Below are 26164 nucleotides of genomic sequence, written 5' to 3' on the forward strand. Positions count from 1 at the left end.
AGTTAGACTGGTGCGGTATTCTGCGGCAGGCTGGCGCCAGTATGGTCCTGGCGGTTAATATTCTTGGCCGTAATGTACAACATAACCAACAACAATTCGAATGATACGGACCCAATCAGCGGTTCAAACAACGAAAATAGCAGCAGGAATAAAAATGCAACCTTGATCGATTGGAAAATTGGCGTGGTCCGTGCCGCCTTGCTAATTTCGCGGTAAATATTGTGCAGGTATTTCAAATACAGCAGCAAGCCAATTACGCCGTAATTCAACCAGAGCAGCAATATGGAATTATGTGCCCCCCATACATCCTCCATGTTGCCGGCCGCTTCAATCGCGGAGCGAAAGCCATTCGGTCCGACGCCCAGCCACGGCGACTTGGCAATCAAGTCGGCTGAAAATTCCCACAGAATGATGCGATTGTTGAACGAATCAGGAATCTTGTATTCATTGTCGTGGAGCAGCATAAACAGGCTGTAACCATATTCAAAAAACAGGTATAGGGCGAACAGGGCGGATAGAAAAACCGTGAAATATTTGATAGGCGCGTATTTCTTGTCTGTCCAGAAAATGTACAAAATGAATAGACTGATGATCAGGATGCCCCCCCTGGACATGGTCGCCAGAATAGCGCCGACGAAGAACAGGAACAGGTATTTGTTTTGATAAAAAAACGTGGCGGCAAGGAAAAAGAGAAAGGCTGCCAAATAGTTGGAACGTCCGAGCAGCGTTTCGACCATCAATTTCTTGTCGTAGTAATCGCCATTGACGCCAAAGGATTGAATGAATCCCAGATAGGTCCATAATGCCAGGATAACGCCACCATACAGGATGGCCTGCCGTGCCTTGTCCATGTCGACCGGCCATGCGCGCAGGCTGACCAGTGCCATAGCCGAGACGACCAGCGGTATTACCGCAGCAACGGCCCGCTGGAGCTGCCCCGGATCTCGCAGCAAGGTCGTCAGGATGCCCAGCGCGGCGATAGTGCACAGTATAAGCGCATTACGCGTGAGGATCAGGTCTTCCCGCAGCAGCCTGACCATGAAGATCAGGCCGATCAGCGCAAAACTGATCGGAAGGCTGACGGAGCTGGCGCCAATATAGATCTTGAATTCGCCAACAAAGATGAAAAAGAGCACGCCATAATACAGCGGCACCAGCATCCTGGTTACCCTGTCCATCCACACCCGGCTGCTGTTATTTACCGAAAATTGCATAGACTTTTCTTTTGAAAAATAGGCGTTCAACTCCGCTCAAGAAATTGAACCACGTATAGGCAGCAATGATCCCGAAGCATGCCGCAAATTGCCAGACCTTGAATGTCGCCAGTGGATTCAGCGAGATCAGGAAGGCAAGTGTGATCAATGCCATTAATACGATGAATTTTCCGCCCAGTACTTCCTTGAATTTTATTTCCAGGATGTCAAAGGAGAAATAGAACATGAACCAGGCATCGGCGCAGATTCTCAGAAGCCACACCAGCGCCGCACCTTCCAGGCCGTAGTAGCTGCACCCCAGCCAGAGAAACAAGCAGTACAGGGGAAACTCGACGACGTGCACCTTGGCCGTCAAGGCTGCCTTGCCGGCGCCTTGGAGCAAGGAAAACGGAATTTGCGTGATGCTACTGATCAGGACGCCATACGAAAAGATGCGCAGCAGGCTCGTACTTTGCGCTGAAAACGCAGCGCCCACCCACAGCGTAAGAATGTCCTGGCTGGCAAAGGCGATGATCAGCGTCATCGGCGTGATCGCCAGCAGCAAATACAGCACGCTGCGGCGATACAGCTCCACCAGTTCGTGGCCGCGACCACCGCCGATCTGGCTGGAAAATGCAGGAAACAGCACCGCCGTCAAGGCGCCGGGAATGATCCAGATCTTGGTGATCATTTCATTGGGTGTCACGTAATAAGCCACCGCTGCTGCCGAAATCGTCGTGCTGATCAGAAAACGGTCCAGATAAGACATCAGGGGGCTGACGATATTGGTAACGGTCATCCAGCCACCGGATACCAGCAGGGGTTTCATGAATCCGGCATTGAAATGCTTGCTGCTGAGCATGCCAGGCAGGCTGCGTGCTGCGAAATAGCCATGCACGAGACAGGCGATGATCCTGCCAGCGGTGAGCATGGCAGTCACGGCAACCAGGTCATTCCTGTACCAAAGTACGATGGCCAGTGGACCCAGGAAGGTGAATATGCCCATGGGCAGCCGAATCAGATTGATCACGCCAAAGGCCGATTTGGCCTCGAGAATACCGCGCAGGCCTGTGGTCAGCACGATGAAAGGCATGGCGATGGCCATCACCCGGATTGAACCGACGATTTCCCCGTTGTCTCCAGCATGCGAAATGCTGTGCGCACCAAGCTCAGCACCGAACCATAGCAAGGCCGATGCAAGCAAGCCAAGACCCGTCATCATCAGCAGGCTGGTAAAGACCATGGGCGCAATATCCGCATGGCGTTCTTCCGCGATTAATACCGACAGCTGTTGCGTGAGCGCGCGTCCCAAGCCCAGATCGAACAAGCCGAAATAGCTGACTACTGCCCAGATTAGTGTCAACACACCAAATCGCGCATCCCCCAAGCTGTGTATCAGCACCGGCATTGAAGCAACCGCAACCAATAGCGGCAAGCCCAATCCTAATAAATTGTAAACGGTGTTTTTGATAATCATGCAAATATGGCAATTAATCCGAGGTGAGTAGCGCAGATTTTTCAGTGCAGGTGAATTATTTGCATTAAAGCAATAATTTCGCGTCAAAAATAGAGGCCGCGAGTTGGGCTGATCGACTAAATCGGAGGAAATAATATAAACGCGAAGTCACCAGCCAGAGGTCGACTGTCGATCCAAACAGGTGATGATATATTTATTATAGCAATTGGGCAAATTCTTACGCCATAAGGAAGCTAATTTTGCCCCGTATAATTGTAATCATTTGTAAGCCATATTTTATTATATTGTCTTTTTAAATAGCTTTCTCGTAGGAATTTATTATTGATTGCTTGCTGTTCGCATGCCATCCGTCATGGCCGGTGCGTGCGCCGGACAGCGGTCTGCCCGCCGGGTATGGCGAGCGGAACGTTCGACGCCAGTTTAAATCGCGCCGCAGGGAACGTAGTCTAGGTTGCTTGCTTGCCGTAGCAATGCGGACAAGACACTTCATACACATATTCCGGCGCCAGTTGCTGGCGCGGCGTGACGACGGCGCGGCAGACGAAGCATTGCACGGTTTCCGTCGGTTCCAGTTTCGGGTTCAGGGCCGTGCGGTAGTCGAAGACGAAGCAGTCGCCCGTGTAGTGCTCGCCGCCCACTTCCTCGAAATACTTCAGGATGCCGCCGTCGAGCTGGTACACGCTGTCGTAGCCGATTTCCTTCATGTGGATGGCGGCCTTTTCGCAGCGGATGCCGCCCGTGCAGAAGGTGACGACGGTCTTGCCTTCCAGTTCGTCCTTGTGGGCGGCGGCAACAGCCGGGAATTCCGTGAACTTGTCGATACGGTAATCAAGCGTGTTGTTGAACGTGCCCACGTCCACTTCAAAGGCGTTGCGCGTTTCCATCATGACCACGGGCTTGCCCGCGTCGTCGACGCCGGCATCGAGCCAGCGCTTGAGCGTCTGCGCGTCGACGGACGGGGCGCGGCCCAGTTCCGGCTTGATCAGCGGCATGCGCATGGTGATGATTTCTTTTTTCAGCTTGACCAGCATGCGCTTGTGCGATTGCTCATTTGATAAGCTTTCCTTCCATTCCAGGTCCGCCAGACGCTCATCGCTGCGCACCCAGGCGAGGAAGCTGTCGATATGCTCGCGCGTGCCCGACAGGAACATGTTGATGCCTTCCGGCGTCAGCAGGATCGTGCCTTTCAGGCCCAGCGCCAGGCATTGCTCCTGATACAAGGGACGCATGGCTTCCGTATCGGCCAGCGTAATGAATTTATACGCGGCAATATTGACGAACGTGGCGGCGGGCGGGCTGACGGCGGCGGAAACGGCGGATGTTGCTGGGGTGATGGCTTGCATGATGGCGATCGGGTTAGACTGAACAGCCGATATTATAAGCCCGACAGGCCAGCCAGGATACCCGGTCCGCACGCGCGACGCGGTAGAATAGACCCCATTGAATTTTGCACGAAACGGTACACAGGATGGAAATGGTAATGCAAGAGGCCGGCGCTCCGGCAAGTCCACAGCAAGCGATGCAGCCCGGTCCTGCCTTCGTCCATTTGCGCGTGCACTCGGAGTACTCGATCGTCGATGGCCTGGTGCGCATCGACGACGTGGTCAAGGCGGCCGCGAAGGACAAGCAGGTGGCGCTGGCCGTCACCGACCTGTCGAACCTGTTTGGCATGGTCAAGTTCTACAAGGAAGCGCGCGGCAAGGGCATCAAGCCCATCGTCGGGGTCGACGTGTGGATCACGAATGACGATAACCGCGAAAAACCGTCGCGCCTGCTGTTGCTGGCGAAGAACCGCATGGGCTATCTGCAGCTGTGCGAACTGCTGTCGACGGCCTGGCTGACCAACCAGTACAAGGGGCGCGCCGAGCTGCGCATCGAGTGGCTGCAGGCGCTGGCGACGAATACCTACGACCTGTACCCAGGCGAAAGCGCGGCGAATGGCTTGATCGTGCTATCCGGCGCGCATTTCGGCGACGTCGGTACTGCTATCGAGAATGGCAACCTGGCCCTGGCCGAGCGCAATGCGCAGCGCTGGGCCGATATTTTCCCCGGCCATTTCTATATTGAAATCCAGCGCGGCGGCCAGGCCAACCAGGAGGCGCAGGTGCGCCATGCGGTGGCGCTGGCGGCCAAGCTGGGCTTGCCCGTGGTCGCCACGCATCCCGTGCAATTCATTTCCCCTGAAGAATTTATTGCCCACGAAGCACGCACCTGTATCGCCGAAGGCGAAATGCTGGCCAACGCCAAGCGGGTGAAACGCTTCAATGACAGCCAGCGTTTCCTGTCGCAGGCGGACATGGCGGAATTGTTCGCCGACTTGCCGGCCGCGCTGGCCAATTCGGTGGAAATCGCCAAGCGCTGCAATCTGACCTTGACCCTGGGCAAGCCGCAACTGCCGAACTTCCCCACGCCGCCAGGCATGACGATCGACCAGTTCCTCGTCGCCGAATCGCAGGCGGGCCTGGAAAAGCGTTTGATCCAGCTATATCCGGACCCTGAGCGTCGCGAAAAGGAGCGTCCGCGCTACGAATCGCGTTTGAAATTCGAGACAGACACGATTTGCAACATGAAGTTCCCCGGCTACTTCCTCATCGTGGCCGAGTTTATCCAGTGGGCCAAGGAAAACGGCGTGCCCGTCGGTCCGGGCCGCGGTTCGGGCGCGGGTTCGCTGGTGGCGTATTCGCTGCTGATTACCGATCTTGATCCATTGCAATACAACCTGCTGTTCGAACGCTTCCTGAATCCCGAACGCGTCTCGATGCCCGACTTCGATATCGACTTTTGCCAGGAAGGGCGCGACCGCGTCATTCAGCACGTCAAGGATTTGTACGGCAAGGAGGCGGTCTCGCAGATCGCCACCTTCGGTACCATGGCGGCCAAGGGCGCGATCCGCGACGTGGGCCGCGTGATGGACTTCGGCTACAACTTCTGCGACGGCATCTCGAAGCTGATTCCGTTCAAGCCCGGCAAGCCCGTGTCGATCGCCGATGCCATCGAAGAGGAACCGCTGCTCAAGGAGCGCCTGGAAAACGAGGAAGAGGTCAAGCAGTTGCTGGACCTGGCGCAGCAAGTCGAAGGTATCACGCGCAATATCGGCATGCACGCGGGGGGCGTGCTGATCGCCCCGGGCAAGCTGACGGACTTCTGCCCGCTGTACACGCAGGGCGGCGACTCGGGCGTCGTGTCGCAGTACGACAAGGATGACGTGGAAGCCGTCGGCCTCGTGAAGTTCGACTTCTTGGGTCTGACCACGCTGACCATCCTCGACCGCGCCGTGCGCTACATCAAGCAGCTCGATCCCGCGCAGGCGAACTTCGACCTGGCGACCTTGCCGCTGAACGACAAGCCGTCGTACGACTTGCTAACCAAGGCCAAGACCGTGGCCGTGTTCCAGCTGGAGTCGCGCGGCATGCAGGGCATGCTGAAAGATGCGCGTCCCGACCGCTTTGAGGACATTATCGCGCTGGTAGCGCTGTACCGCCCGGGTCCGATGGACCTGATTCCGGATTTCTGCAAGCGCAAGCACGGCGAACGCTTCGATTATCCCGATCCGCGCACGGAATCGATTCTGTCCGAAACCTACGGCATCATGGTGTATCAGGAGCAGGTGATGCAGATGGCGCAGATCGTCGGCGGCTACTCGCTGGGCGGCGCCGACATGCTGCGCCGCGCCATGGGTAAAAAGAAGGCCGAAGAGATGGCCGAGCACCGCGAGATCTTCCGCGCCGGTGCGGCGAAAGATGGCTTGACGGCGGAAAAGGCCGACGAGATCTTCGACTTGATGGAAAAGTTCGCCGGCTATGGTTTCAACAAATCGCACGCCGCCGCGTACGCCCTGCTGTCGTACCACACGGCTTACCTGAAAGCGCACCACACGGCCGCCTTCATGGCAGCCAACTTGTCGCTGGCCATGGACGACACGGACAAGATCAAGATCCTGGTGGAAGACTCGCTGGAAATCTGCAAGCTGACCTTGTTGCCGCCGGATATCAACGAATCCGATTACCGCTTCACGCCGAGCGGCGCGCCGCCGTCCGTGAGCGGCAAGAAAGTCACGCAGATCCGCTATGGCCTGGGCGCCGTGAAAGGCTCGGGCCAGAACGCCATCGAAGCCATCATCGCCGCGCGCGAAGCGGGCGGGCCATTTACGAGCCTGTTCGATTTCTGCAAGCGCGTGGATAAAAAGCAGATCAACCGCCGCACCATCGAGTCGCTGATCCGCAGCGGCGCCTTCGACTGCCTCAAGGTCGACCGCGCCATCCTGCTCGCGTCCGTGGCGTTCGCCATGGAATGCGCGGACCAGGCCGCCAAGGCGGCCAACCAGGTGAGCCTGTTCGGCGGCGACGACAGCGACATGGTGGCGCCGCCCGAGTACGTCAAGGTGCCCGTGTGGACGGACAAGCAGCGCCTGACGGAGGAAAAGATCGCGCTGGGCTTCTACCTGTCGGGCCATTTGTTCGATTCGTATGCGCCCGAGGCGCGCCGTTTTGCGCGCACGAAACTGTCGGAACTGTCGCCATCGCGCGAGCCGCGCATGATGGCCGGCGTCATCACGGGCTTGCGCACGCAGATGACGCAGCGCGGCAAGATTCTCATCGTCACCCTGGACGACAAGAGCGGTACCGTCGAGGTGACGGTGTACGGCGAATTGTTCGATTCCAACCGGAAAATCTTCAAGGAAGATGAATTCCTGGCCGTCGTGGGCAAGGTGTCGGAAGACCGTTTTTCGGGCGGCTTGCGTATAACGGCCGAGAGCGCCTTCGACATCATCGCCGCGCGCGTGCAGTATGGACGCCAGCTGGGCCTGACCTTGCCGGCCACCCTGGACGCCAAGCGCATCCGCGACGTGATCATGCCGCACCGGGCTGCGGACGGATTGCCGATCACCGCCAAGGTCAGCCCGCAGGGCGTCAGCTGCGTGCTGCAGTTTGGCGACGAGTGGAAAGTGGCGCCATCGGATGAATTGCAGATGGCGCTGGAGCAAATGCTGGGTGCGCAAGAGGTGGCGGTCGAATACTGACCGGTACCGTTCGGGGCATACGACAAAGCCAAACCGCAGACATGCTGGTTTGGCTTTTTTTACGTTTACATGTCTTTCAGGCCCGTGATCGCATAGCCCTTGGCGGCGATCTGCTGGTGCGGCTGTTCGATATGGTAATCGGGCAAGATCTCGGCATCGTCGGCCACTTCGCTGGCGCGCACTTCGAGTTGCCAGTCGGTATTGGTCACTTCTTCCGGAATGAGCTTTCCTTCCGGCACGGCGAGGTAGGAAAAAATGCCGTCGTGTTCGGCCCGGCGGTAGATGTCTACGCGCATGAATGCCTCCTAGTAAACGTTGGGGGAACCGGCGCACCGCAGTGCATGCCGATAACGCTAGCGTAACAGGATTGTGCCATGCACGGGTTGTAGCGTGTGCCGCAAGAGGGAGGAGCGCTCAGGCGATAGCGGAAGCGTAGTCGTCGTCTTCATCGAGCATGGCCGATTGGCGTACCTCGCCGACGGCGGCCGCGGCGTTTGCCGTGGCGGCCTGCAGCGGGCTGCGATGGGCGTCGAGGCCGCTACGCAGGCTGCCGATCATGGCCAGTGTCAGTTCATGGCGCTTGCGGGCTTCCGAGCGTTTTTTGGAAGGAATGTCTTCCAGTGCCGGCAAGGGCAGGTTTTCGCACATCAACTCAAAATCGCCATCCTGGCGCGCTTGTGCGCCCAGTTCTTGCCATAGTCCATTGTAGTCGGCGAACAAACGGCCTTTCTTCGCGGAGTGGTGCACGGCGCGGTTGATATTGCCGACAAGAAGCATCTTGCGGCAGCCGTGTTCGTACCCCAGCTGGCGCACCAGGCGTACCATCAGGGTCTTGGGACGCATGCCGTGCAAGTCGCGTGTTGCCTCGCGCACGCGGTGCGCGCTTTCCTGGCCTTTCGGACCTTGCAGGCAGCCGATGCGCATGCCCAGGGTGGCGCGCAGCTGGCTGCCGAAGAAGGAAAAGGCGATCGAATAGAGCACGTCGTCGTCGTGCATCAGTTGCAGCACCATCTCGCCTTCGCGGTCCATCGGGTGCAGCGAACACAATTGCAGGTGGTAGGGCGCGCCCGACTTGCCCGCCACCGTGCCCAGGCGCACGGGGCCGTGGGCCGCTTGGCTCATCAGCTTGCCCCAGCCTTGCTGCAAGATGAAGTGATAGTGCTCGGCCAGCAATTCCACGCGCTGGTGGCAATTCAAGGTCAGGCTCAGGTAAGGCCGGTAGACCTTGTGGATCATGTGCGGATAGGCGTGTACCAGATCATGAAACACCGGATGCGAATTCAGCAGTTGTAGCCATAGTCGGGTTTGGCGCTGTTGCACGCGGGCGCGCAGATGCAGCTTGAGCAGTTCGCGCCAGCGGCGCATGCCGCTCGGCATCGCCATCAAGCCGTCAGACAGGGTAATAGTTGGCATCATCGTGCGCATGTCCATGATAAAGGGGGAACGTCGAAGCCGTTTCTGCTCAGACGGGTACCGGGCTGCTGACGCCCTCGTGGTTTGCCAGCACGATGGTGGTGCCGCGGCTGCCACGCGCCAGCTTGCCGGCCAGTCCGCCCGAAAAACGGCGCGGCCAGCCGTTGTGCCGCTGCGCTGGCAAGACCACTTCGTGGCAACCCAGCAGCTCAGCCGCATCGAGTATCGTAAACAGCAGCTCGCCGGCAAAAATGTGGGTGCTGAAGGAAATATGAGAGCGGCTCAGGTAGAGTCCCGCCTCGTGCATCATGTGCTGCGTGGCCGGGTCAAGGGCATCGCATTCGCTGGCGCTGTGCCGGGGCAGGCCATCGGCACAGCGGCGCGGCGCCGGTGTCACGTGCAACAGGCTGACGGATACTTTGATGCCCCATTCCTGCAGGCGCCTGGCGTAGCGCGCACCGTAGATGATGTCGCTGGCGCGCTTGACGGGCAAGAGCAGCAGCAAGGTATCCTGGCCTGGCTTGTCGCAGGCGCCCGCGGCGCTGTCGGGGGCGCGGTGGCGTTGCGGGGCAAGGCGCGATGCATGCATGGAAAAGATGGCCGTGGTGGTGGGAAAACCGTGTCATCTTATCCATGCCCGTACCCCCTGTAAATTGGCGAAACAGCGTACGGGTTTCCCTTATGCTTGCATGTTGTTAATAGCGGTAAGTGACATACACGGCGCCGACCGGGGAGGTCTTGCGCTGCACGATGGGACTCTTGGCCGCGTCGCCCAGGCGGCTCTCGACGCCGACCAGTGTGTTGATGCCCCAGCGTGCATCGAAGCGGTGTTCCCAGTTGACGGTGGCTTGCGCTTCATAGAAACCGCCCTTGGGCGTGTATTGCTTGAACGCGGTATTGGCGGCCTGGGTGGCCGTCACGCCATACATGGTCTGCACGTACTTGCGCTCGCCCCAGCCCAATTGGCCGCCGATGGTCACGCTGTCTTGCTGCACGCCCCTGGCATCGGCCCGGCCATAGATCTGTCCTGTGGCGCCGAAATGCACGTTCGCGCCATTTTCGCGGTTCGACAAGGGGATGTCGCTCGAGACGCTCAGCGACAGGCCCGGCAAGGGCGAATAACCCGCACTGAGCAGGGCGCTGGCATTGCCCTTGACTTCGCCCATGCCCTTCAGGTAATCGCTGCCGCCCCAGCCATTGGCGCCATTGCGCTTGTGGTCTTCGCGGTTACCGCGGTAGCCCAGCGCGGCGCTGTAGCTGAAGGGGCCGGCCTGGCCGCCATAGCCGATGCCGCGCGAGGTGCTGAAGAACAGGCCATTGGCCATGGCGTAATCGAGGATGATCAGCGGCGAGGCCGACAGCTTGTCGGCGCCGGAATAGCTGGACACGGCGGCGACGCCGCCGCCGATGGTGAAGACATTTTCCGCCGGCGGTTCGGCCGCCGCGGCGGCCAGCGGGTTGAGGATCATGCCGCTGGCGAGTGCCAGCGAGGTCAGCAGGGTTGTGGGTGCGTGCATGGAGGTTTCCGTCAGGTGGAGAACCGAGTCCGGAGTGGCTCGATTGACTGCCGACAGTATCGGTCCTTGCCATGAAGGAAAAATGAGCCTTTTATTAAGATTGCATGAAGAGCGCTTCTTTACCCATTCTTCAGCTTGCGGTGGTTTAATACTCACCATGAAGATACTGCTGATTGAAGACGATATGGACCTGGGCAACGGCGTGCGGATTGCCTTGCGCGACCAGGGCATGCAAGTGGTCTGGGTGCGCAGCCTGGAAGATGCGGCGCGCAGCATCGAGCACGACAGTTGCGAACTGGTGCTGCTGGACCTGGGCTTGCCCGATGGCGATGGCCTCGATTTGCTGGCCCGCTTGCGCGCGGCCCGCCTGCCGGTGCTGATCCTCAGCGCCCGCGACACGCTGGAACAGCGCTTGCGGGGCCTCGATGGCGGCGCCGACGACTACCTGGTGAAACCCTTCGTGCTGGCCGAGCTGCTGTCGCGCGTGCGCGCGCTGGCACGCCGCAGCTATGGCTTCGACGGCGACACCATCGAGTTGCGCGGTTTGCTGCTGCAGGTGCCCACGCGCCGTGTCAGCGTGCACGGCCGGCCCGTGGAACTGACCGCCAGTGAATATGCCTTGCTGAAGACCTTGCTGATGCGCGCCAACCGGGTCATCACGCGCCGCGTGCTGGAAGAACATATCCTGCCGGGCGGGCTGGCCAATGCCAGCAATACCCTGGATGTACATATGGGCAACTTGCGCCGCAAGATAGGCGAAGGCTATATCCGTACCGTGCGCGGCGTCGGCTACGTCATCGACCAGCAGGGCGAGACATCCACCCCGCCGGGCAGCGGCGCATGATGGGGCGTTTCTGGGCCATGCTGCGCCGGCCTACCCTGGTGCGCCGCCTGATGATCGCGCAAATGCTGATGCTGACCGTGCTGTGGAGCCTGGCCGTGGCGTATGTGCTGGTCGAGGGCGCGGGCGAAGCGAGCAATGTGAGCCGCGGCGTCCTGCACGCCATTATCAGCGTGGCCGATAACCTGGCCGAGCAGCCGCAGCGCCAGGAGCAAAGCTTGCGCGCGATCGACGAAGCCTTGCGCGAGGAGTTTGAAACGGGGCAAGTGCCAGAGCTGGCGCCGCGCATCCTGGTCTGGCGTGAGGGCAAGCTGGTCTACAAGTCCCCCGCAGCGCCCAGCGGTATCCGCAGCGCCGGCCCGGAACAGATGGAAGTGGTGTACATCAAGGGTCAGGCCTGGCGCAGCCGCAGCCTGACCGAAGGAGCGACGCGCGTGACGGTGCTGGAAGTGGGGGGCGCATGGCAATTTTTCATCACGATCAATTCACGCGGTTACTACCTGCTGCCGCTGCTGATCAGCTTGCCGTTCCTGCTGGTGCCGGCCTGGCTGTCGATCCGCCTTGCCATGCGCCCGTGGCGCAGGCTGGCACAGGAGGTGGCGGCGCGCGGGCCGCAGGATTTGCGTCCGCTGGCGTTCAAGCCGCCGCATGGCGAACTGGCGGCCTTGGTCGACAATATCAATGCCTTGCTGCAACGGGTCGACGCCAGCGCCGCGCGCGAGCGCAGCTTCATCGCCGATGCCACGCATGAGCTGCGCACGCCGCTGGCGGCCATGCGGGTGAATGTCGAGGCCTTGCAGGGGCAGGCGCATGATGCACGCCAGCAAGAGTTGCTGGACGGTATCTTGAACAGCGGCAACCGGGCCGCGCGCCTGGTGGGTCAGCTGCTGCAGCTGACGCGCAGCGAAGTGCAGGCAGGCGCGGGCGAGTTGCCGCAGCGGCAGGCGCTCGATACCTTGCTGCAAGACCGCCTGGCGGCCCTGTCCGGCCTGGCCCAGGCGGGCGATATCGAGCTCGAATTGCAGGCGAGCGTCTCGCTCAGCGTGCCCGGCCAGCGCGAGAGCCTGGTGTCGCTGATCGACAACCTGGTGGAAAACGCCATCAAGTACAGCCCGCGTGGCAGCAGCGTGACGGTGTCGCTGCATGCGGAGCGGGGCCAGGCCGTGTTGCATGTGGCCGATCAGGGGCCGGGCATCGCCCCGGCGTTGTATGACCGCGTGTTCGACCGCTTTTTCCGCGCGCCGCAGCAGGTGCAGCCAGGCAGCGGCCTGGGCTTGTCCATCGTCGCTTCCGTCGTGCGCCAGCACGGCGGCACGATTCAGTTGCACAGCGGTAACGGTGGCCTGGGCTTGCTGGTCGAGGTGCGCTTGCCGTTGGCCGAAGCCTGACCGCGCTGGCGCGCCTTGCGATATTGCATGAAGATTATTTCATGTGCATATAACGCAAGATGGCATGGCGTGGCGCACGCTTGGGATGCATAATGCAGGACAGTTCAAAAACACCGTTATGCGCCCATTCCTGTCCCGCTACCTGCCGTATCCCGCCTTTGTCGGCCTGTACCTGCTGTTTGACTGGGCGACCTATATCGACCCGATGTATGGGCTGAACATCACCCCGTGGAACCCGGATCCCGCGCTGGGCCTGGTATTTTGGCTGATCCATGGACGCAAGGCGGCGCTGCCATGGTTCATCGCCCTGGTGGCCGGCGAGGTGCTGGTGCGCGGCATGCCGGCAGGCCTGCCCCTGACCTTGCTCTGTTCGGCGTGGCTGGTGCTCGGCTATGGCGGTATCGGCGCAGTCTTGCGCCGCAGTTTCAGCAGCAGCGATATCTTCGACAACCGGCGCCGCCTGAGCGCCTGGGTCCTCATCGTTCTGCTGGGCACCGCGCTCAATGCGCTCGGCTATATTTCATTGCTGTCGCTCACGGGACGCATACCGGCCAGCGAATGGGGCACGGCAGTCTGGCGTTTCGGCATCGGCGACACGGTCGGCATGCTGGTGTCGATGCCGCTGATCTGGGTGCTGTTCAGCAAACGCGGGCGTGAGCGCCTGCATGCCGCCGTCTGGCGCTGGGAAACCCTGGCGTACCTGGCCCTGGCCAGTTTCGTGCTGTGGAGCGTCTTCGGTTCCATCGTGCGTTCCGAATACAAGCATTTCTATTTCCTGTTTCTCCCCGTGATCTGGGCCGCCTCGCGCCAGGGCTTGCATGGCGCCGTGCTGGCCGTCTTTGTATTGCAGCTATGCATCATCACCCTGGTGAAATGGACGCATGCGGTCGATATCCAGTTTTATGAATTGCAACTGCTCGACGCCGTGCTGGCGCTGGTGGGCTTTTTTATCGGCATCGTCGTCGATGAAATGCGCCAGGTGGCAGACGAGCTGAAGCACACGATGCGCCTGGCGGCCGCCGGCGAAATGGCGGCCGCTCTCGCACATGAGCTGAACCAGCCGCTGACGGCCTTGTCGACCTACGGCAAGGCATGCGAATACCTGCTGGAGCGGGGCGAGAACGGCGCCTTGCTGCAAAGCGCCATCGGACACATGATCGTTGAATCGGGACGCGCCGCGGACGTGGTGCGCCGCCTGCGCGATTTTTTCCGCACCGGCGCGATGCAGCTCGAGGCGGTGGAGGCGAGCGCCTTGATCGAGGGCTTGGCGCGCCAGTTCACGCCGCTGTTCCATGAACATGGCATCGAGCTGGTGCTGGCGCCGCCGTCGCCGCTGGCCGTCAATGCGGACCGCCTGCAAATCGAACTGGTACTGCGTAACTTGCTGGCCAATGCACAGGATGCGGTGATGGGACAGCCGCGCGGCCAGCGCCGCATCACGGTGTCGGCCGAGCCGCTTGAGGGCGGCCGGCTGCGCCTGTCCGTGGAAGACAGCGGGCCCGGTATTTCCAATAGCCTGGCCGCGCGCCTGTTCGAACCGTTTGTCTCGACCAAGGCCAGCGGCCTGGGGCTGGGGCTGGTGCTCAGCCGCAGCATCGTCGAAGCGCATGGCGGCCAGCTATGGGCCGAAGTGGGCAAGCATGGTATTTTTCGTTTTATCCTGCCCCTGGCGCACGCCAGTGCGGCCGCCAAGGGAGAGTATGGTGACAAGTAATTTGACGGTGTTTATCGTGGACGACGATCCCGCCGTACGCGATGCGCTGGGTTTGCTGTTGGGCATACGCGGCTACCGCACGGCCTTGTTTTCCTGCGGCGAGGATTTCCTGCACAGCTGGCGGCCCGAGTGGGCCGGTTGCCTGTTGATCGATATCCGCATGTCGGGCATGGATGGCCTGAGCCTGCAGCGCCGCCTGCTGGAGCTCAACTGCATGCTGCCCATCATCATCATCACGGGGCACGGCGACGTGGCGCTGGCCCGCCAGGCATTCAAGGCGCAAGCCAGCGATTTCCTGGAAAAACCATTTGACCATGACAAGTTGCTGGCCGCCATAGACGAAGCGTTTTCGCGCGAGAAGCATGCGCGCGGCCAGCTGCAGCGCCAGGTGGAAGGGCTCGCCTTGCTGCGCGCCTTGACGCCGCGCGAGCGCGAAGTGATGCAGCTGGTGGTGACGGGCCAGCACAACCGCGACATCGCCCCGGCGCTCGGTATTTCCGTGCGCACCGTGGAAGTGCACAAGGCGCGCCTGATGGACAAGCTGGGCGTCGATAATGTGGCCGACCTGGTGCGCATCAGCATGCTGGGCACCGGCTAGCCGAGGCAGAGCTCTCTAGGCGATGGCCTTCAATACCTGATCGCTTGAAATCGCCTTGACCCAGTCGCTGCGCCGCGCCACCGTGATGACGGTGCTGTTGGCGCTGTCGAAGGGAGCCCATTCGGGATTTTTCTTGCGCATCAATGCCACCACGGGCACATGCACGGCGTTCGCCAGATGCATGATCGATGTTTCCACCGAAATAATCAGGTCGCATTGCGCCAGCATGGCCGGCAGCTGGAAAAAGTTGTCGACGGCACTGAAGGCCTGCGTGCGCGGCAAGTTGTGCGCCCGTACGACGGCATCCACCTTGGCCAGTTCCTGCGGCATGGCATTGATCAGGAAGCAGGCATGCTGCCATTTCGGCATCGCCTGCATGCGCACGATCAGCTCGGCAATGCGTTCCAGCGGCCAGCCGCGCTTGTGCGACTTGGCAAACGGATTCAACAGCACGAGCGGCCCCTGGCGCGGGGCAAAACCCCAGGCGGCCAGCTGCTCCTGCGCCTGCTGCAATGCGTGCTCGGGAATGTGCACGAAGGGATAGCGTTCGGTCACGGGAATATCGAGGCCCGTCAATTGATGGAACCAGTCCGCATACACGCTGCTGATATGGTGTTCGCCGGCATCCTGTCCCGCATACGAGGCCAGCACGGCATCGATCTTGCGGTAGGCCAGGTAATGCCAGGGGCGCAGCGGGCTGAACGGCTTGCGCGTGCCGATCACCAGCCCGTTCGGGCTGATCGCGCGGGCAAGGTCCGCATATTGCTGTGGCCGTACATGGGCCAGCGACACGACGACCGGATAGTGCTCCGCCTTGGCTTCGCGCAGTGACTCTTCGTACAGCGCCGGGCTATAGGTCTTGCGGTACACCTTGGAAAACAGGCCCGACTGTTCTACCCAGTCGTACAGCGAATAGGTGCGCAAGCTTTCCCATTGCTTGGCGTCGGACGTGCGCCGTACTTCGTCGACCCACAGGTGGATCTGGATATGGGGGTAGGCCGCGGCAAAGGCGCGGAAACCATTTTGCAGGTAGGTAAAGTCTCCCAGCGCCAGATGGGCGATGAACAGAATTTTTTCCGACTTTTGTAGAAGTTCGGCGGGAATCAAAGGCGTCATGTATCAGTACGATTTCAGGTATTCATTCGATGGTGTCAAGCCACTTGCTGGGAAAATTGCAGGCGATGCAGATTGGCATACGCGCCGTCGGCATCCAATAATTGCTGGTGACTGCCGGTTTCCATTATTTTCCCATGTGACAATACCACGATACGGTCCGCACGTTCAATTGTTGATAGCCGATGAGCAATAACTAAGGTGGTTTTACCTTGCATCAGGTGCTCCAGTGCCGCTTGCACGGCCCGTTCCGCCTCCGTATCCAGTGCCGAAGTGGCTTCATCGAGGATCAGGATGGGCGCATCCTTGTAAATGGCGCGGGCGATGGCCACGCGCTGGCGCTGGCCGCCGGACAGGCGCGAGCCATTGTCGCCCAGGCGCGTTTCCAGGCCGTCGGGCAAGCCGTCGATGACGTCCGACAGGAAGGCGGCCGCTGCGGCCGCTTCGACGCGCTGCCGGTCCGGGGCCGCATCGCCATACGCGATGTTGGCGGCCAGGGTATCGTCGAACAGCACCACCTGCTGGCTGACCATGGCGATCTGGCTGCGCAGGCTGGTCAGGGCGATGTCGTCAATATTCTGTCCATCGAGCAGAATCTGGCCGCTGCTGGCCGAGTAAAAGCCGGGCAGCAGGCTGACCAGGGTCGATTTGCCGCCACCGGACATGCCGACAAAGGCGACCGTTTGTCCAGGCGCGATGCGCAGATCGATGTGTCGCAGGGCCAGTTCCTGGTGCCCGGGGTAGGCAAAGCTGACGTCCTTGAACTCGATGCGGCCTTTGCTGCGGCCCGCCAGCGGCTTGCCGCCCGTGCGTTCCGGCGTCTTGTCGATCAGTAAAAAGACTTCTTCGGCGGCCGCCATGCCGCGCTGCAGCGGGCCGTTGACTTCGGCCAGCTGCTTCAAGGGCGTCAGCAGCATCAGCATGGCCGTGATGAAGGAAACGAAGCCGCCCACCGTGATCTGCCCCTGCTCCGACTGGAACAGGGCCATCACGATGACCAGGGCCACGGCGGCGGCGGTGATCACCTGCGTGATGGGCACGGTGGCGGAAAAGGTGGTGGTCATGCGCATGCTGTAGCGGCGCAATTGCTCGGCGCGCTCCTCGAACCGCGCCTTCTCGTAATGTTGTCCGCCGAAGATCTTGATCACTTGCTGGGCGCGCGTGGTTTCCTCGATGACCTGGGTCAGTTCGGCGTTGACGGCCAGCGAATCGCGGTTGAGTTTTTTCAGGCGCTTGCCCGTGGTGCGCACGACGATGGTCAGCACGGGCAGCAGCACCAGGGTGACCAGGGTCAGCGCCCAGTTCAGGTACAGCAGCCAGGCGAGCAAGCCCAGCACGGTGAGCGAGGAGCGCACGATCGAAGTAAACACCTTGGTCACCATCTCGATGATCTGCTGCACCTCAAACATGATGGAGTTGATGACCTTGCCCACGGTGTGCGTGTTGTAGAAGTCGATGGGCAGGTTGAGCATGCTGGCAAACATCCTGCGCCGCAATTCGTTGAGGATGCGCGTGGAGACATAGCTCATCAGGTAGCTGCTGGCAAACGTCGAGGCGCCGCGGATGGCAAAGATGCCGATGACGATCAGCGGCACCAGCCAGTAGGAAAATTCGACCTTGCCGCCGAAACCGTTGTCGAGCAGTAATTTGAGCGCATACGGCAACAGCGGTTCCGTCGCCGCCGTGACGACCATCGCCAGCAGGGCCAGGGCAAGATGTTTCTTGTAGGGCGCGTGCAGCGCGGTGAGGCGCTTCAGGTCGGGCGTGAGCATCGGTATGGTTCCTTGCAGGGACAGCAAACGGTCAGGCGGAAAACGAGCTCAGGCAGTGCGCTCTTGCTGGCGCAACAGGGCCCACAGTATCACCATCGGGAAGACCAGCATGATGATGCCGATGTTCAGAGTGAGCGAGCTCGTCGTCAGGCCAAAAATCATATAACAAGTGCACAGTAGCATGCCAGCCAGAGCAAACGGGCGGGCGCTGGCAGGGCCGCGGTGTGATGTGCGTGCAAACAGCGCCAAGGGCAGCAGGAGCAGCGCCAGCAGTGCCAGCACGCCGGTGATGCCGCGCTTGACCAGCACATCGAGGTAATCGCTATGGGCATTCGTATAGTCACTGACGAGTTTGCTAATTTTCCCTTCCGCAAGCATTACTTTTTTCTGTTGCAGATAGCCGGTACGGCCCATGCCCAGCCATAGATGCTCCTTTACGAGCTCTGTCGCGGTATCCCACATTACCAGGCGCTGACCAACTGAGGTGCTGACATCTCCGTCATTCTTGTATTTTTCCAGTTCGGAGATGACCGTGGCCACACGCTGCTGTACCGGTGAATGCGGCATGGCATAGGCCAGGCTCAGGAAGGCAAACAGTAGCGACAGAGTGATGGCCAGATGGCGGCGGCCATGGTTTTTTGCGTGATGTACAGCCATTATGATGAGGGCGACGGGCAAGGCCAGCCAGCCTCCGCGGCTACCACTGATGACCGAACCGGCGATGCCAGCGAGGCATCCTGCCAGCAACAAGCCACTCCAGGCATAACGGTGTGCTTGCGTGCGCGCCCAGTCGAGTCCGCAGAGCGCCAGTATGCCCAGCAGCATGCTGACATTGCCATAATGTATGGGGTTGCTGGTGGCTGCTTGCGGACGAATCAGGCTGTCAGGAACAAATTCCGTCAAGGCATACGCTGCGCCGGCAATAGTGCCGACGGACAAGCCGGCCCACCAGAACGTCGGCCGTGGCGGGTACGCCAGCAGCAACAGCAGCACCGGGACCGCCAGCAGGGCGCGCAGTGGCATGTCGAACTCGCGCGGAGGATCGCCGTGGTACAGCATGTTGGCGGTAAAGATCAGGAAATACGTCAGTAGGACACCGATCAACAGATAATCCCGGCGTTGCAGGTTCAGACGGGGACGTTTCCATAGCAGCCAGCTGCTGGTCAGTAGCAGAACCAGAGCGCCAAGGGAGTAACCACTGTTGACAGCCAGCGCCAATGCCGAAAAGAGAAAAACACAAACAGAGGTCAGGCCGAGCATGAATATCCTTGGTAACGCACGTCATCGCCATTATGGCAACTGTAGCAACATAAAGTAGGCGTCATTGTAATCGAAGGTGGCCGAAAAAACGCCCTCGGGGAGTTTGCTCTTCGATAACTGTATAGGCAGTCTCAAGGGGAAGAATGAAAAAAACCATGGTTTTTAGCCATGGTTTTTTTGTAAGCAATGGTAACTTGCCGTCGATTTGTCAAGGCAGGCAAGCCTGCCGTGCGTATCAGGCCACTGCCGGTACGCGCGTCGCCACGCCGGTGGCGATCGCCGCTTGCGACACGGCAGGCGCGACCCAGCTGCGCAGACGCTCGTCGAACGGCGACGGGATCAGTTGCAGCGGCGTCAGGGCACTGGTTTCGTGGCCCGGCAGCGGCTCCTTGGCCAGCGCGGCGATGGCGCGCACGCAGGCCAGCTTCATTTCTTCGTTGATGGTGGTGGCGCCCACGTCGAGCGCGCCGCGGAAGATGTACGGGAAGCACAGCACGTTGTTAATCTGGTTCGGATAATCCGAGCGGCCCGTGGCCACGATGGCGTCGTCGCGCACGGCATGCACTTTTTCCGGGGCGATTTCCGGATGTGGATTGGCCAGGGCGAAGATCAAGGGCTTGGCGGCCATCGATTCGACCATCTGCGCGCTGACCACGCCGCCCTTCGAGACGCCGATGAAGATGTCGGCGCCGACCATGGCGTCGGCCAGGTCGCGGTCGCTCGTGTCGTTCGCGTAGCGCGCCTTGTTCTCTTCCATGTTGGCATCGCGGCCTGGGTAGATCACGCCCTGGCTGTCGCAGACCTTCAGCAGCGACTTGTTCAGGCCCAGCGAGACCAGCAAGTCCAGGCAGGCGATCGATGCCGCGCCGGCGCCCGAGACGGCCACCTTGACGTTGCCGATATCCTTGCCCACCAGTTCCAGGCCGTTCAGGATGCCGGCTGCGACGATGATGGCCGTGCCGTGCTGGTCGTCGTGGAAGACGGGGATGTTCATGCGCTTGCGCAATTGCTGTTCGATGTAGAAGCAGTCGGGCGCCTTGATGTCTTCCAGGTTGATGCCGCCGAAGGTCGGCTCCATGCGCACCACGGTGTCGATGAACAGGTCGGGATCGTTCTCGGCCAGTTCGATGTCGAACACATCGACGTCGGCGAACTGCTTGAACAGGCAAGCCTTGCCTTCCATGACCGGTTTGCTGGCCAGCGGGCCGATATCGCCCAGGCCCAGCACGGCGGTGCCATTGGTGATCACGGCCACCAGGTTGCTGCGCGACGTGTAGGTGCCGGCCGTGCGCGGATCTTCCACGATGGCTTCGCAGGCGAAGGCCACGCCCGGCGAATACGCCAGGGTCAGGGCGCGGGCGTCGCCCAGCGGTTTGGTGGGCGTGACGGAAATCTTGCCTGCGCGGGGTTGTGCGTGATAGGCGAGGGCGGCTTCTTTCAGGTTGAAGGTTTCGCCGTTCTGTTCGGCGTGCTTGCTGTGGGAAGTAGACATAGGAATTCTGGGAGGGGCAACCAGGCCCGAGTGGTAAGTCCGAGCCATGGTATGCAAGCGTTTGCACGCTGTCAAGGCTGGAATGTACTTAAGCGTACCAAAACCGCTTTGGGCAACGGCTTTATTTCAATGCAAGCGTTTGCTCGGTTTTTGACGAAAAGGGGAATTTTTGCGATAAAATCACGGTATTGCGATCCGGGAAGCCCATGACAAACAAGAACCCCACCTTAAGCGACGTTGCGCGGGCCAGCGGCGTGCACTTTTCCACCGTGTCGCGCGTGATGAACCCGGCAACGCGGCAAATGGTCAGCGCCGAGGTGGCCGCGCGCGTGCTGGCCGAAGCGGGCCGGCTCGGCTACCGGCCGAACCGCGCCGCCTCGACCCTCGTCACGCGCAAGTCGCGCATCATCGGCGTGGTCTTGCCCGACATCACCAACGCTGTTTTTCCGCCGATTTTGCTGGGCATCGAGGAAGGCTTGCGCAAGCATGGCTACCTGGCCATCGTCGCCAACGTGGGCGCCGACGAGGAAGAGCAGTTGTTCGTCATCAACCGCCTGCTGGGGCAGCAGGTCGACGGCCTGATCCTGGCCACGGCGCGCCGTGACGATCCCGTCATCAAGATGTGCATCGATCAGAACGTGCCCGTCGTCACCGTCAACCGCAGCGACGAGACGGGCGTCGCTTCCTGCGTCGTCAGCGACGACGTGGTCGGTATGCGCCTGGCCGTGGAACACTTGCTGGCGCTGGGCCACCGCCATATCGCGCACATTGCCGGCCCGGAAAACCTGTCCACGGGCCACGTGCGCCGCCTCGGGTTCCTGGCCGCCATCCAAGCCAGCGAACTTGATCCTTCGCAGGCGTTCGTCTTTGAAAGCAGCGGTTATTCGCGCGAATGCGGCAAGGCGGCCCTGCTGGAACTGCTGCGCCAGTCGCCGCGGACAACGGCCGTGGTGACGGGCAGCGACCTGGTGGCCCTCGGCTGCTACGACGCCATCCGCGAGCTGGGCTTGAACTGCCCCGCAGATATTTCCGTGGTGGGCCACAACGACATGCCCTATATGGACATGATCCGCCCGCCGTTGACCACCATCCGCATCCGCCACCACGGCATCGGCACGGAAGCGGCCCGGCTGATCCTGCAAACCATCGCCTCGCCCGATTCCCCGGTGCTCGACGTGCGCCTGAAACCGGAACTGGTGGTGCGCGAATCGACGGCCGCGCCGCGCGCCTGATACCTTCTTGCCCTTCTTTCGTCCGAGTATGTTTAAATCTTGATATTGATAATTATCAAGGCAACGTCATGGCGACGAGAGCAAAGCAAGCACAGCAGGGAGGCCGCTGATGCCGAAAAACTTCGGCATGCCCGGCAACGCCTGGCGCTATGCACTGGGCAGCGACTATGGTTATTGCTCGCCGCTACTCGAAGGCATTGAATTTGAAAACGAGTGGGTGACGATACGCGAATCGGCGATCCGCATCCGCGCCGGCTACGCCTGGGATGGCTGTTCGCCCTGTATCAGCGTGCTCGGCCTGTTCTATGTGGGCACGCCCGATGGCGCGCAGCACCTGGGCCTGCCTGCGACCTATCACGCCAGCCTCGTGCATGACGTGCTGTGCCAGTGGCGTGCCGAGATTCCCGTCACCCGCGCGCGCTCGATCGCCATTTTTCACCAGTTGCTCAAGGAAGTGCGCTTCCCGCTGGCTGGCCTGTATGCGGGCGCCGTCCACCTGTTCGGACCGCGGCGTTTCTTCCTGCCACCGGGCGCGGCCGGCGCCCCGGCCGCGTCATCCGACACCCGCCAGGCGCAACATTAAAGCGCCCGCCGCGCTGCCGCAGGGGCCGCATGGTGTTAAACTGGCGCCCCTCATCGTTTCTCTTGCCCTCATCGCCATGACCAAAACCAACACGCCTTCCCCGAAACGCCGCGAAGAGGGCGTTGCCAAGCTGACCGTCAATCCTTTCCTGGACGCCGAATTCTATGCGCGCATGCGCGACTATACGGAGCGCGATGCGGCCATCATCAAGGAATTGAAGGCGATCGCCGAGATCCGCGCCGGCAACAAGCAGCCCGATCCGCGCTTGGCGCCGTCGCTGGCCGCCCTGCGCAGCACCGTCAAGAAAGGCCTGACCTTCGGCGAGATGCTCGAGCGCATGGCCGCCGGCAAGGAAAAAGGCTTGTGGGAACCGTGGATGACGACCTTCGGCATCGAGATCCGCGCCGTCAACTACGGCGCCGGCCCGCGCAACGCCTGCCTGGTGCTGGACCTGGCCGCGAATGCCCCCGCGCACGCGATGTTCGCCAAGGCCGGCATCCAGAACTGGCGCAGCCTGGCCGCCGACGACTGCTCCGTCGTGCGTTCGGAAAAAGCGACAGAGACGTCGCCGTTGAAAGTGTATGCCGTGTTTTACCTGGACCCGCTGCCGGCCTGAACCAGCAGTAGCACCGCCAGCACGATCAGCATCACGCCCGACAGCCGCTCCAGCAGCGGCAGCGCCTGCGCAAAGCGCTGGCGCAGGGCGGTGCTGCCGATGGCCAGCGCCACCGCCATATCCCATGCCAGCACGGCAAAGACCATCCACGCGCCATACGCCGCCATTGCAGCGGGGCTCGTCTGTCTGGCGGCCAGCACGGTGGCGAGGCTGACGTAGAACAGTGCATTCTTCGGATTCAGGATGGCGGACATGAATCCCATCACGACCCCGCCGCGCCAGCGGGCCTTGCCGGTGGCGGGCTTGGCATCCAGGCTGCTCTTGCCCGCATGGCGCAGGAACAGCCAGCCCAGGTACAGCAGGTAGGCGCATCCGGCCAGCCGCACCAGCATGAATGCCGTACTGCCCGCCCGCAGTACCGATAATCCTCCAAATGCCGCCACGATAAACACCGCATTGGCCACGGTAATGCCCACGCACGTGCCGGCGGCGCCGCGCCAGCCGTGGGCCAGCGAGGTGCGCGCGATCAGGAAAAAATCGGGACCGGGCGACAGCAGGGATAGAAAGTGGGCGGCGGCGATGAAGAGGAAATCCTGCATGTAAGTCGGCTCCGGCAATGGCGATGCGCGAGTATGCAGGGCTGGCGGCAGCCCGTATTGAAGAAAATTGCAGGCGCTCTAGCCGCCCTGGCCGCGATAGCGCCCCGGCGTGATGCCCGCATGCGCCTTGAAGACACGCTGCAGATGGCTCTGGTCCGCAAAGCCCAGCTCATGCGCCAGCTGCGCCAACGCCGTCCCCGCTTGCAAGCGGCTGCGCGCGCGGTTGATATTGGCATTGAGCTGATACGCATGCGGTGTCATGCCCGTGGCGGCGCGAAAGGCGCGGATCAATTGATAAGGGCTCAGGCCTGCCGCATCGGCCAGTTGCCGCAGGCTGGCCGAGGGCTGCGCCTGCAGCGTTGCGAGCACGGGCGCCAGCTGCTGCGGCACCGGCTTGCGTTCCGAGGGCAGCAGGTCTGTACGGGCACTGGCGCAAGCGCCCAGGAACGCCAGCAGCGCCGCATTTTTTTCACCTGCGCCCGCCGTTGAAAACAGCAGCGCATGCATGGCGCAAAACTGCGCGTACAGCAGCGGGCAGTGCAACACCGTCGCCGTGTCGCCATCGAGCGCCGGCGCGTGGGCTTGCAGCCATTGCGCATCGAGATGCAGCATCTGGTAACTCCAGACGGCGTCAGGCAGGGGATTGCAGGCGTGCACGCAGCCAGCCGGCACCAGCACCAGGCTGCCATTGCCGAGGGCCACCTTGCCCTCTTTGCTGCCCGTAAAGATGCTGCCGCCTTCGTCGACGGCACCGATGGAAAACGTGGGATGGCTGTGCGGCTTGTAGCAGGCCCGGCTGTGGCAGGCGCGCCGGCTCTCCACGTGGGGCAAGGCCGGGTCGCGCCAGAAGGCGGTGGTGCCCGGCATGGCTACATCAAGATCACGTCGTACTGCTCCTGGTGGTAGGCATTCTCCACCTGCAGCGAGATTTTCTTGCCGATGAAGTCGCCCAGCATGGCCAGGTGCTGCGATTCTTCTTCCAAAAACAGATCGACCACTTCCTGCGACGCGAGGATGCGGAATTCGCGCGGGTTGAACTGTTTTGCCTCGCGCAGCAGTTCGCGCAGGATTTCGTAGCAGATCGTGCGCGAGGTCTTGACTTGACCCTTGCCGGCGCAGGCGGGGCACGGTTCGCACAGGATGTGCGCCAGCGATTCGCGCGTGCGCTTGCGCGTCATTTCCACCAGGCCCAGCGGCGAGAAATTGCTCACCGACACCTTGGTGCGGTCGCGCGACAGGGTGCGTTTCAGTTCGGCCAGCACGGCGTTGCGGTGCTCGGCATTGTCCATGTCGATGAAGTCGAGGATGATGATGCCGCCCAGGTTGCGCAGGCGCAGCTGGCGCGCGATGGCGTGCGCCGCTTCCAGGTTGGTCTTGAAAATCGTATCGGCGAAATTGCGCCCGCCCACAAAACCGCCCGTGTTGACGTCGATGGTGGTCATCGCTTCCGTCTGGTCGACGATCAGGTAGCCGCCCGATTTCAGATCGACCCGGCGGCCCAGCGCGCGCAAAATTTCTTCTTCCACGCCATATAAATCGAACAGGGGGCGCTCGCCCGTGTAGTGCTGCAGGCGCGTCAGTTCGCTGGGCGTGTAGATTTCCGCGAATTCGCGCAGTTTCACATAGTTTTCGCGCGAATCGACCTGGATGGTGGCCGTTTCATCGCCGACGAAGTCGCGCAGCACGCGCTGCGCCAGGCTCAAGTCCTGGTGCAGCAGGCTGGTGGCGGGACGCGTGCGCGCGCCGTGCGTGATCGTGCTCCAGGTTTTTCTCAGGTAGTCGACGTCCGCCTTCAGGTCCGCGTCGGAAGCGTCCTCGGCCATGGTACGCACGATGTAGCCACCTTTTTCATCGGGCGGCAGCAGGCTTTGCAGGCGCACGCGCAGCTGTTCGCGCTCCGCTTCCTTTTCGATTTTCTGCGAGATGCCGATGTGCTTGTCTTGCGGCAGATACACCAGCATGCGCCCGGCGATCGAGATCTGCGTCGACAGGCGCGCGCCCTTGGTGCCGATCGGGTCCTTGATCACCTGCACCGTCAGCACCTGGCCGTCGAAGAGGATCTTCTCGATCGGCGCCGGCGTCGCGTTCTGGCCGTCGTGGCCGCGCGCTTCCCAGATGTCGGCCACGTGCAGGAAGGCGGCACGTTCCAGGCCGATGTCGATGAAGGCCGACTGCATGCCCGGCAACACCCGCACCACTTTGCCGGAGTACACATTGCCGGCCAGGCCGCGCGTGAGCGTGCGCTCGATGTGCAATTCCTGCACGGCGCCCTGCAGGATGAGGGCGACGCGGGTTTCTTGCGGCGTGATATTGATCAGGATGTCTTCGTTCATGGG

General features: G+C 61.3%; 21 protein-coding genes and 1 pseudogene. 8 read left to right on the forward strand and 14 right to left on the reverse strand.

From position 1 onward, the window contains the following. Nucleotides 1–2: 2 nt before the first annotated feature. The 3 genes from ACQ4WQ_RS00530 to ACQ4WQ_RS00540 all read right to left on the reverse strand — a co-directional run bounded on the left by ACQ4WQ_RS00530 (nt 3) and on the right by ACQ4WQ_RS00540 (nt 4013). On the reverse strand, nt 3–1214 hold the full coding sequence (locus tag ACQ4WQ_RS00530) for an O-antigen ligase family protein (RefSeq protein WP_436493949.1): 1212 nt from the start codon (nt 1212–1214) through the stop codon (nt 3–5). After that, entirely contained in the window at nt 1195–2670 is a 1476-nt protein-coding gene (locus tag ACQ4WQ_RS00535; protein ID WP_436493951.1) for a flippase, read from the reverse strand. The genes ACQ4WQ_RS00530 and ACQ4WQ_RS00535 overlap by 20 nt, the downstream gene beginning before the upstream one ends. Nucleotides 2671–3116: 446 nt before the next feature. Further along, a complete protein-coding gene (locus ACQ4WQ_RS00540) occupies nt 3117–4013 on the reverse strand; it encodes a sulfurtransferase (RefSeq protein WP_436493953.1) in 897 nt (298 codons plus the stop codon). A gap of 137 nt (nt 4014–4150) precedes the next feature. Between ACQ4WQ_RS00540 and dnaE the strand changes: the two genes are divergently transcribed. Further along, complete coding sequence (gene dnaE, locus ACQ4WQ_RS00545; protein WP_436493955.1) at nt 4151–7690, forward strand: DNA polymerase III subunit alpha; 3540 nt, start codon at nt 4151–4153, stop codon at nt 7688–7690. 65 nt (nt 7691–7755) lie between these two features. Here the strand turns inward: dnaE and ACQ4WQ_RS00550 are convergent, their stop codons facing one another. The 4 genes from ACQ4WQ_RS00550 to ACQ4WQ_RS00565 form a co-directional block, all read right to left on the reverse strand. After that, a complete protein-coding gene (locus ACQ4WQ_RS00550; RefSeq protein ID WP_131685369.1) occupies nt 7756–7986 on the reverse strand; it encodes a DUF6139 family protein in 231 nt (76 codons plus the stop codon). Nucleotides 7987–8104: 118 nt separating this feature from the next. Beyond that, the gene (locus ACQ4WQ_RS00555) at nt 8105–9106 is read right to left on the reverse strand and encodes a VirK/YbjX family protein (RefSeq protein WP_436493958.1); all 1002 of its coding nucleotides are present in this window, start codon (nt 9104–9106) and stop codon (nt 8105–8107) included. Between the two features lie 46 nt (nt 9107–9152). Beyond that, nucleotides 9153–9692, reverse strand: coding sequence for a universal stress protein (locus ACQ4WQ_RS00560; protein WP_436493960.1), 540 nt, complete (start codon nt 9690–9692; stop codon nt 9153–9155). 106 nt (nt 9693–9798) lie between these two features. Then, nucleotides 9799–10620: a MipA/OmpV family protein gene (locus ACQ4WQ_RS00565; RefSeq protein ID WP_326456242.1), complete on the reverse strand. Its 822-nt coding sequence runs from the start codon at nt 10618–10620 to the stop codon at nt 9799–9801. A gap of 157 nt (nt 10621–10777) precedes the next feature. Here ACQ4WQ_RS00565 and ACQ4WQ_RS00570 point away from each other — a divergent pair, with 157 nt between their 5' ends. The 4 genes from ACQ4WQ_RS00570 to ACQ4WQ_RS00585 all read left to right on the forward strand — a co-directional run bounded on the left by ACQ4WQ_RS00570 (nt 10778) and on the right by ACQ4WQ_RS00585 (nt 15161). Continuing rightward, the gene (locus ACQ4WQ_RS00570; RefSeq protein ID WP_326456241.1) at nt 10778–11464 is read left to right on the forward strand and encodes a response regulator; all 687 of its coding nucleotides are present in this window, start codon (nt 10778–10780) and stop codon (nt 11462–11464) included. Further along, entirely contained in the window at nt 11461–12849 is a 1389-nt protein-coding gene (locus ACQ4WQ_RS00575) for an ATP-binding protein (protein ID WP_436493963.1), read from the forward strand. Before ACQ4WQ_RS00570 ends, ACQ4WQ_RS00575 begins: the two co-directional genes overlap by 4 nt. 118 nt (nt 12850–12967) lie before the next feature. Beyond that, nucleotides 12968–14563 (forward strand): ATP-binding protein, encoded by a 1596-nt coding sequence (locus ACQ4WQ_RS00580; protein ID WP_436493965.1) that lies wholly within the window; start codon nt 12968–12970, stop codon nt 14561–14563. Beyond that, nucleotides 14550–15161, forward strand: coding sequence for a response regulator transcription factor (locus ACQ4WQ_RS00585; protein WP_326456238.1), 612 nt, complete (start codon nt 14550–14552; stop codon nt 15159–15161). Before ACQ4WQ_RS00580 ends, ACQ4WQ_RS00585 begins: the two co-directional genes overlap by 14 nt. Nucleotides 15162–15176: 15 nt before the next feature. Here the strand turns inward: ACQ4WQ_RS00585 and ACQ4WQ_RS00590 are convergent, their stop codons facing one another. From ACQ4WQ_RS00590 to ACQ4WQ_RS00605, 4 genes and pseudogenes are all read right to left on the reverse strand, one after another. Continuing rightward, nucleotides 15177–16277, reverse strand: coding sequence for a glycosyltransferase family 9 protein (locus ACQ4WQ_RS00590; RefSeq protein ID WP_436493967.1), 1101 nt, complete (start codon nt 16275–16277; stop codon nt 15177–15179). Between the two features lie 35 nt (nt 16278–16312). Further along, nucleotides 16313–18046: a lipid A export permease/ATP-binding protein MsbA gene (msbA, locus tag ACQ4WQ_RS00595; RefSeq protein ID WP_436493969.1), complete on the reverse strand. Its 1734-nt coding sequence runs from the start codon at nt 18044–18046 to the stop codon at nt 16313–16315. A gap of 48 nt (nt 18047–18094) precedes the next feature. Beyond that, nucleotides 18095–19306: an O-antigen ligase family protein gene (locus ACQ4WQ_RS00600; protein ID WP_436493971.1), complete on the reverse strand. Its 1212-nt coding sequence runs from the start codon at nt 19304–19306 to the stop codon at nt 18095–18097. 253 nt (nt 19307–19559) lie between these two features. Then, a pseudogene (locus ACQ4WQ_RS00605) lies at nt 19560–20798 on the reverse strand (malic enzyme-like NAD(P)-binding protein); the annotation flags it as partial. 206 nt (nt 20799–21004) lie between these two features. Between ACQ4WQ_RS00605 and ACQ4WQ_RS00610 the strand changes: the two are divergent. From ACQ4WQ_RS00610 to ACQ4WQ_RS00620, 3 genes are all read left to right on the forward strand, one after another. Further along, entirely contained in the window at nt 21005–22030 is a 1026-nt protein-coding gene (locus ACQ4WQ_RS00610) for a LacI family DNA-binding transcriptional regulator (protein ID WP_436493973.1), read from the forward strand. A 109-nt stretch (nt 22031–22139) separates the two neighbouring features. Next, nucleotides 22140–22613, forward strand: a complete 474-nt coding sequence (locus ACQ4WQ_RS00615; protein ID WP_436493975.1) for a hypothetical protein — start codon at nt 22140–22142, stop codon at nt 22611–22613. Nucleotides 22614–22689: 76 nt separating this feature from the next. Beyond that, nucleotides 22690–23229 carry a hypothetical protein gene (locus ACQ4WQ_RS00620; protein WP_244556240.1) on the forward strand — a complete coding sequence of 180 codons (540 nt, stop codon included), beginning with the start codon at nt 22690–22692 and terminating at the stop codon, nt 23227–23229. Here ACQ4WQ_RS00620 and ACQ4WQ_RS00625 read toward each other — a convergent pair. From ACQ4WQ_RS00625 to rng, 3 genes are all read right to left on the reverse strand, one after another. Beyond that, nucleotides 23205–23828: a LysE family translocator gene (locus tag ACQ4WQ_RS00625; protein ID WP_436493977.1), complete on the reverse strand. Its 624-nt coding sequence runs from the start codon at nt 23826–23828 to the stop codon at nt 23205–23207. The genes ACQ4WQ_RS00620 and ACQ4WQ_RS00625 overlap by 25 nt on opposite strands. A gap of 78 nt (nt 23829–23906) precedes the next feature. Continuing rightward, on the reverse strand, nt 23907–24695 hold the full coding sequence (locus ACQ4WQ_RS00630; protein WP_436493979.1) for an AraC family transcriptional regulator: 789 nt from the start codon (nt 24693–24695) through the stop codon (nt 23907–23909). Nucleotides 24696–24697: 2 nt separating this feature from the next. Beyond that, nucleotides 24698–26161, reverse strand: coding sequence for a ribonuclease G (rng, locus tag ACQ4WQ_RS00635; protein WP_034747098.1), 1464 nt, complete (start codon nt 26159–26161; stop codon nt 24698–24700). Between the last annotated feature and the right edge of the window lie 3 nt (nt 26162–26164).

The sequence above is a fragment of the Janthinobacterium goodfellowi genome (genome assembly GCF_051380695.1).
GTDB lineage: Bacteria > Pseudomonadota > Gammaproteobacteria > Burkholderiales > Burkholderiaceae_D > Janthinobacterium.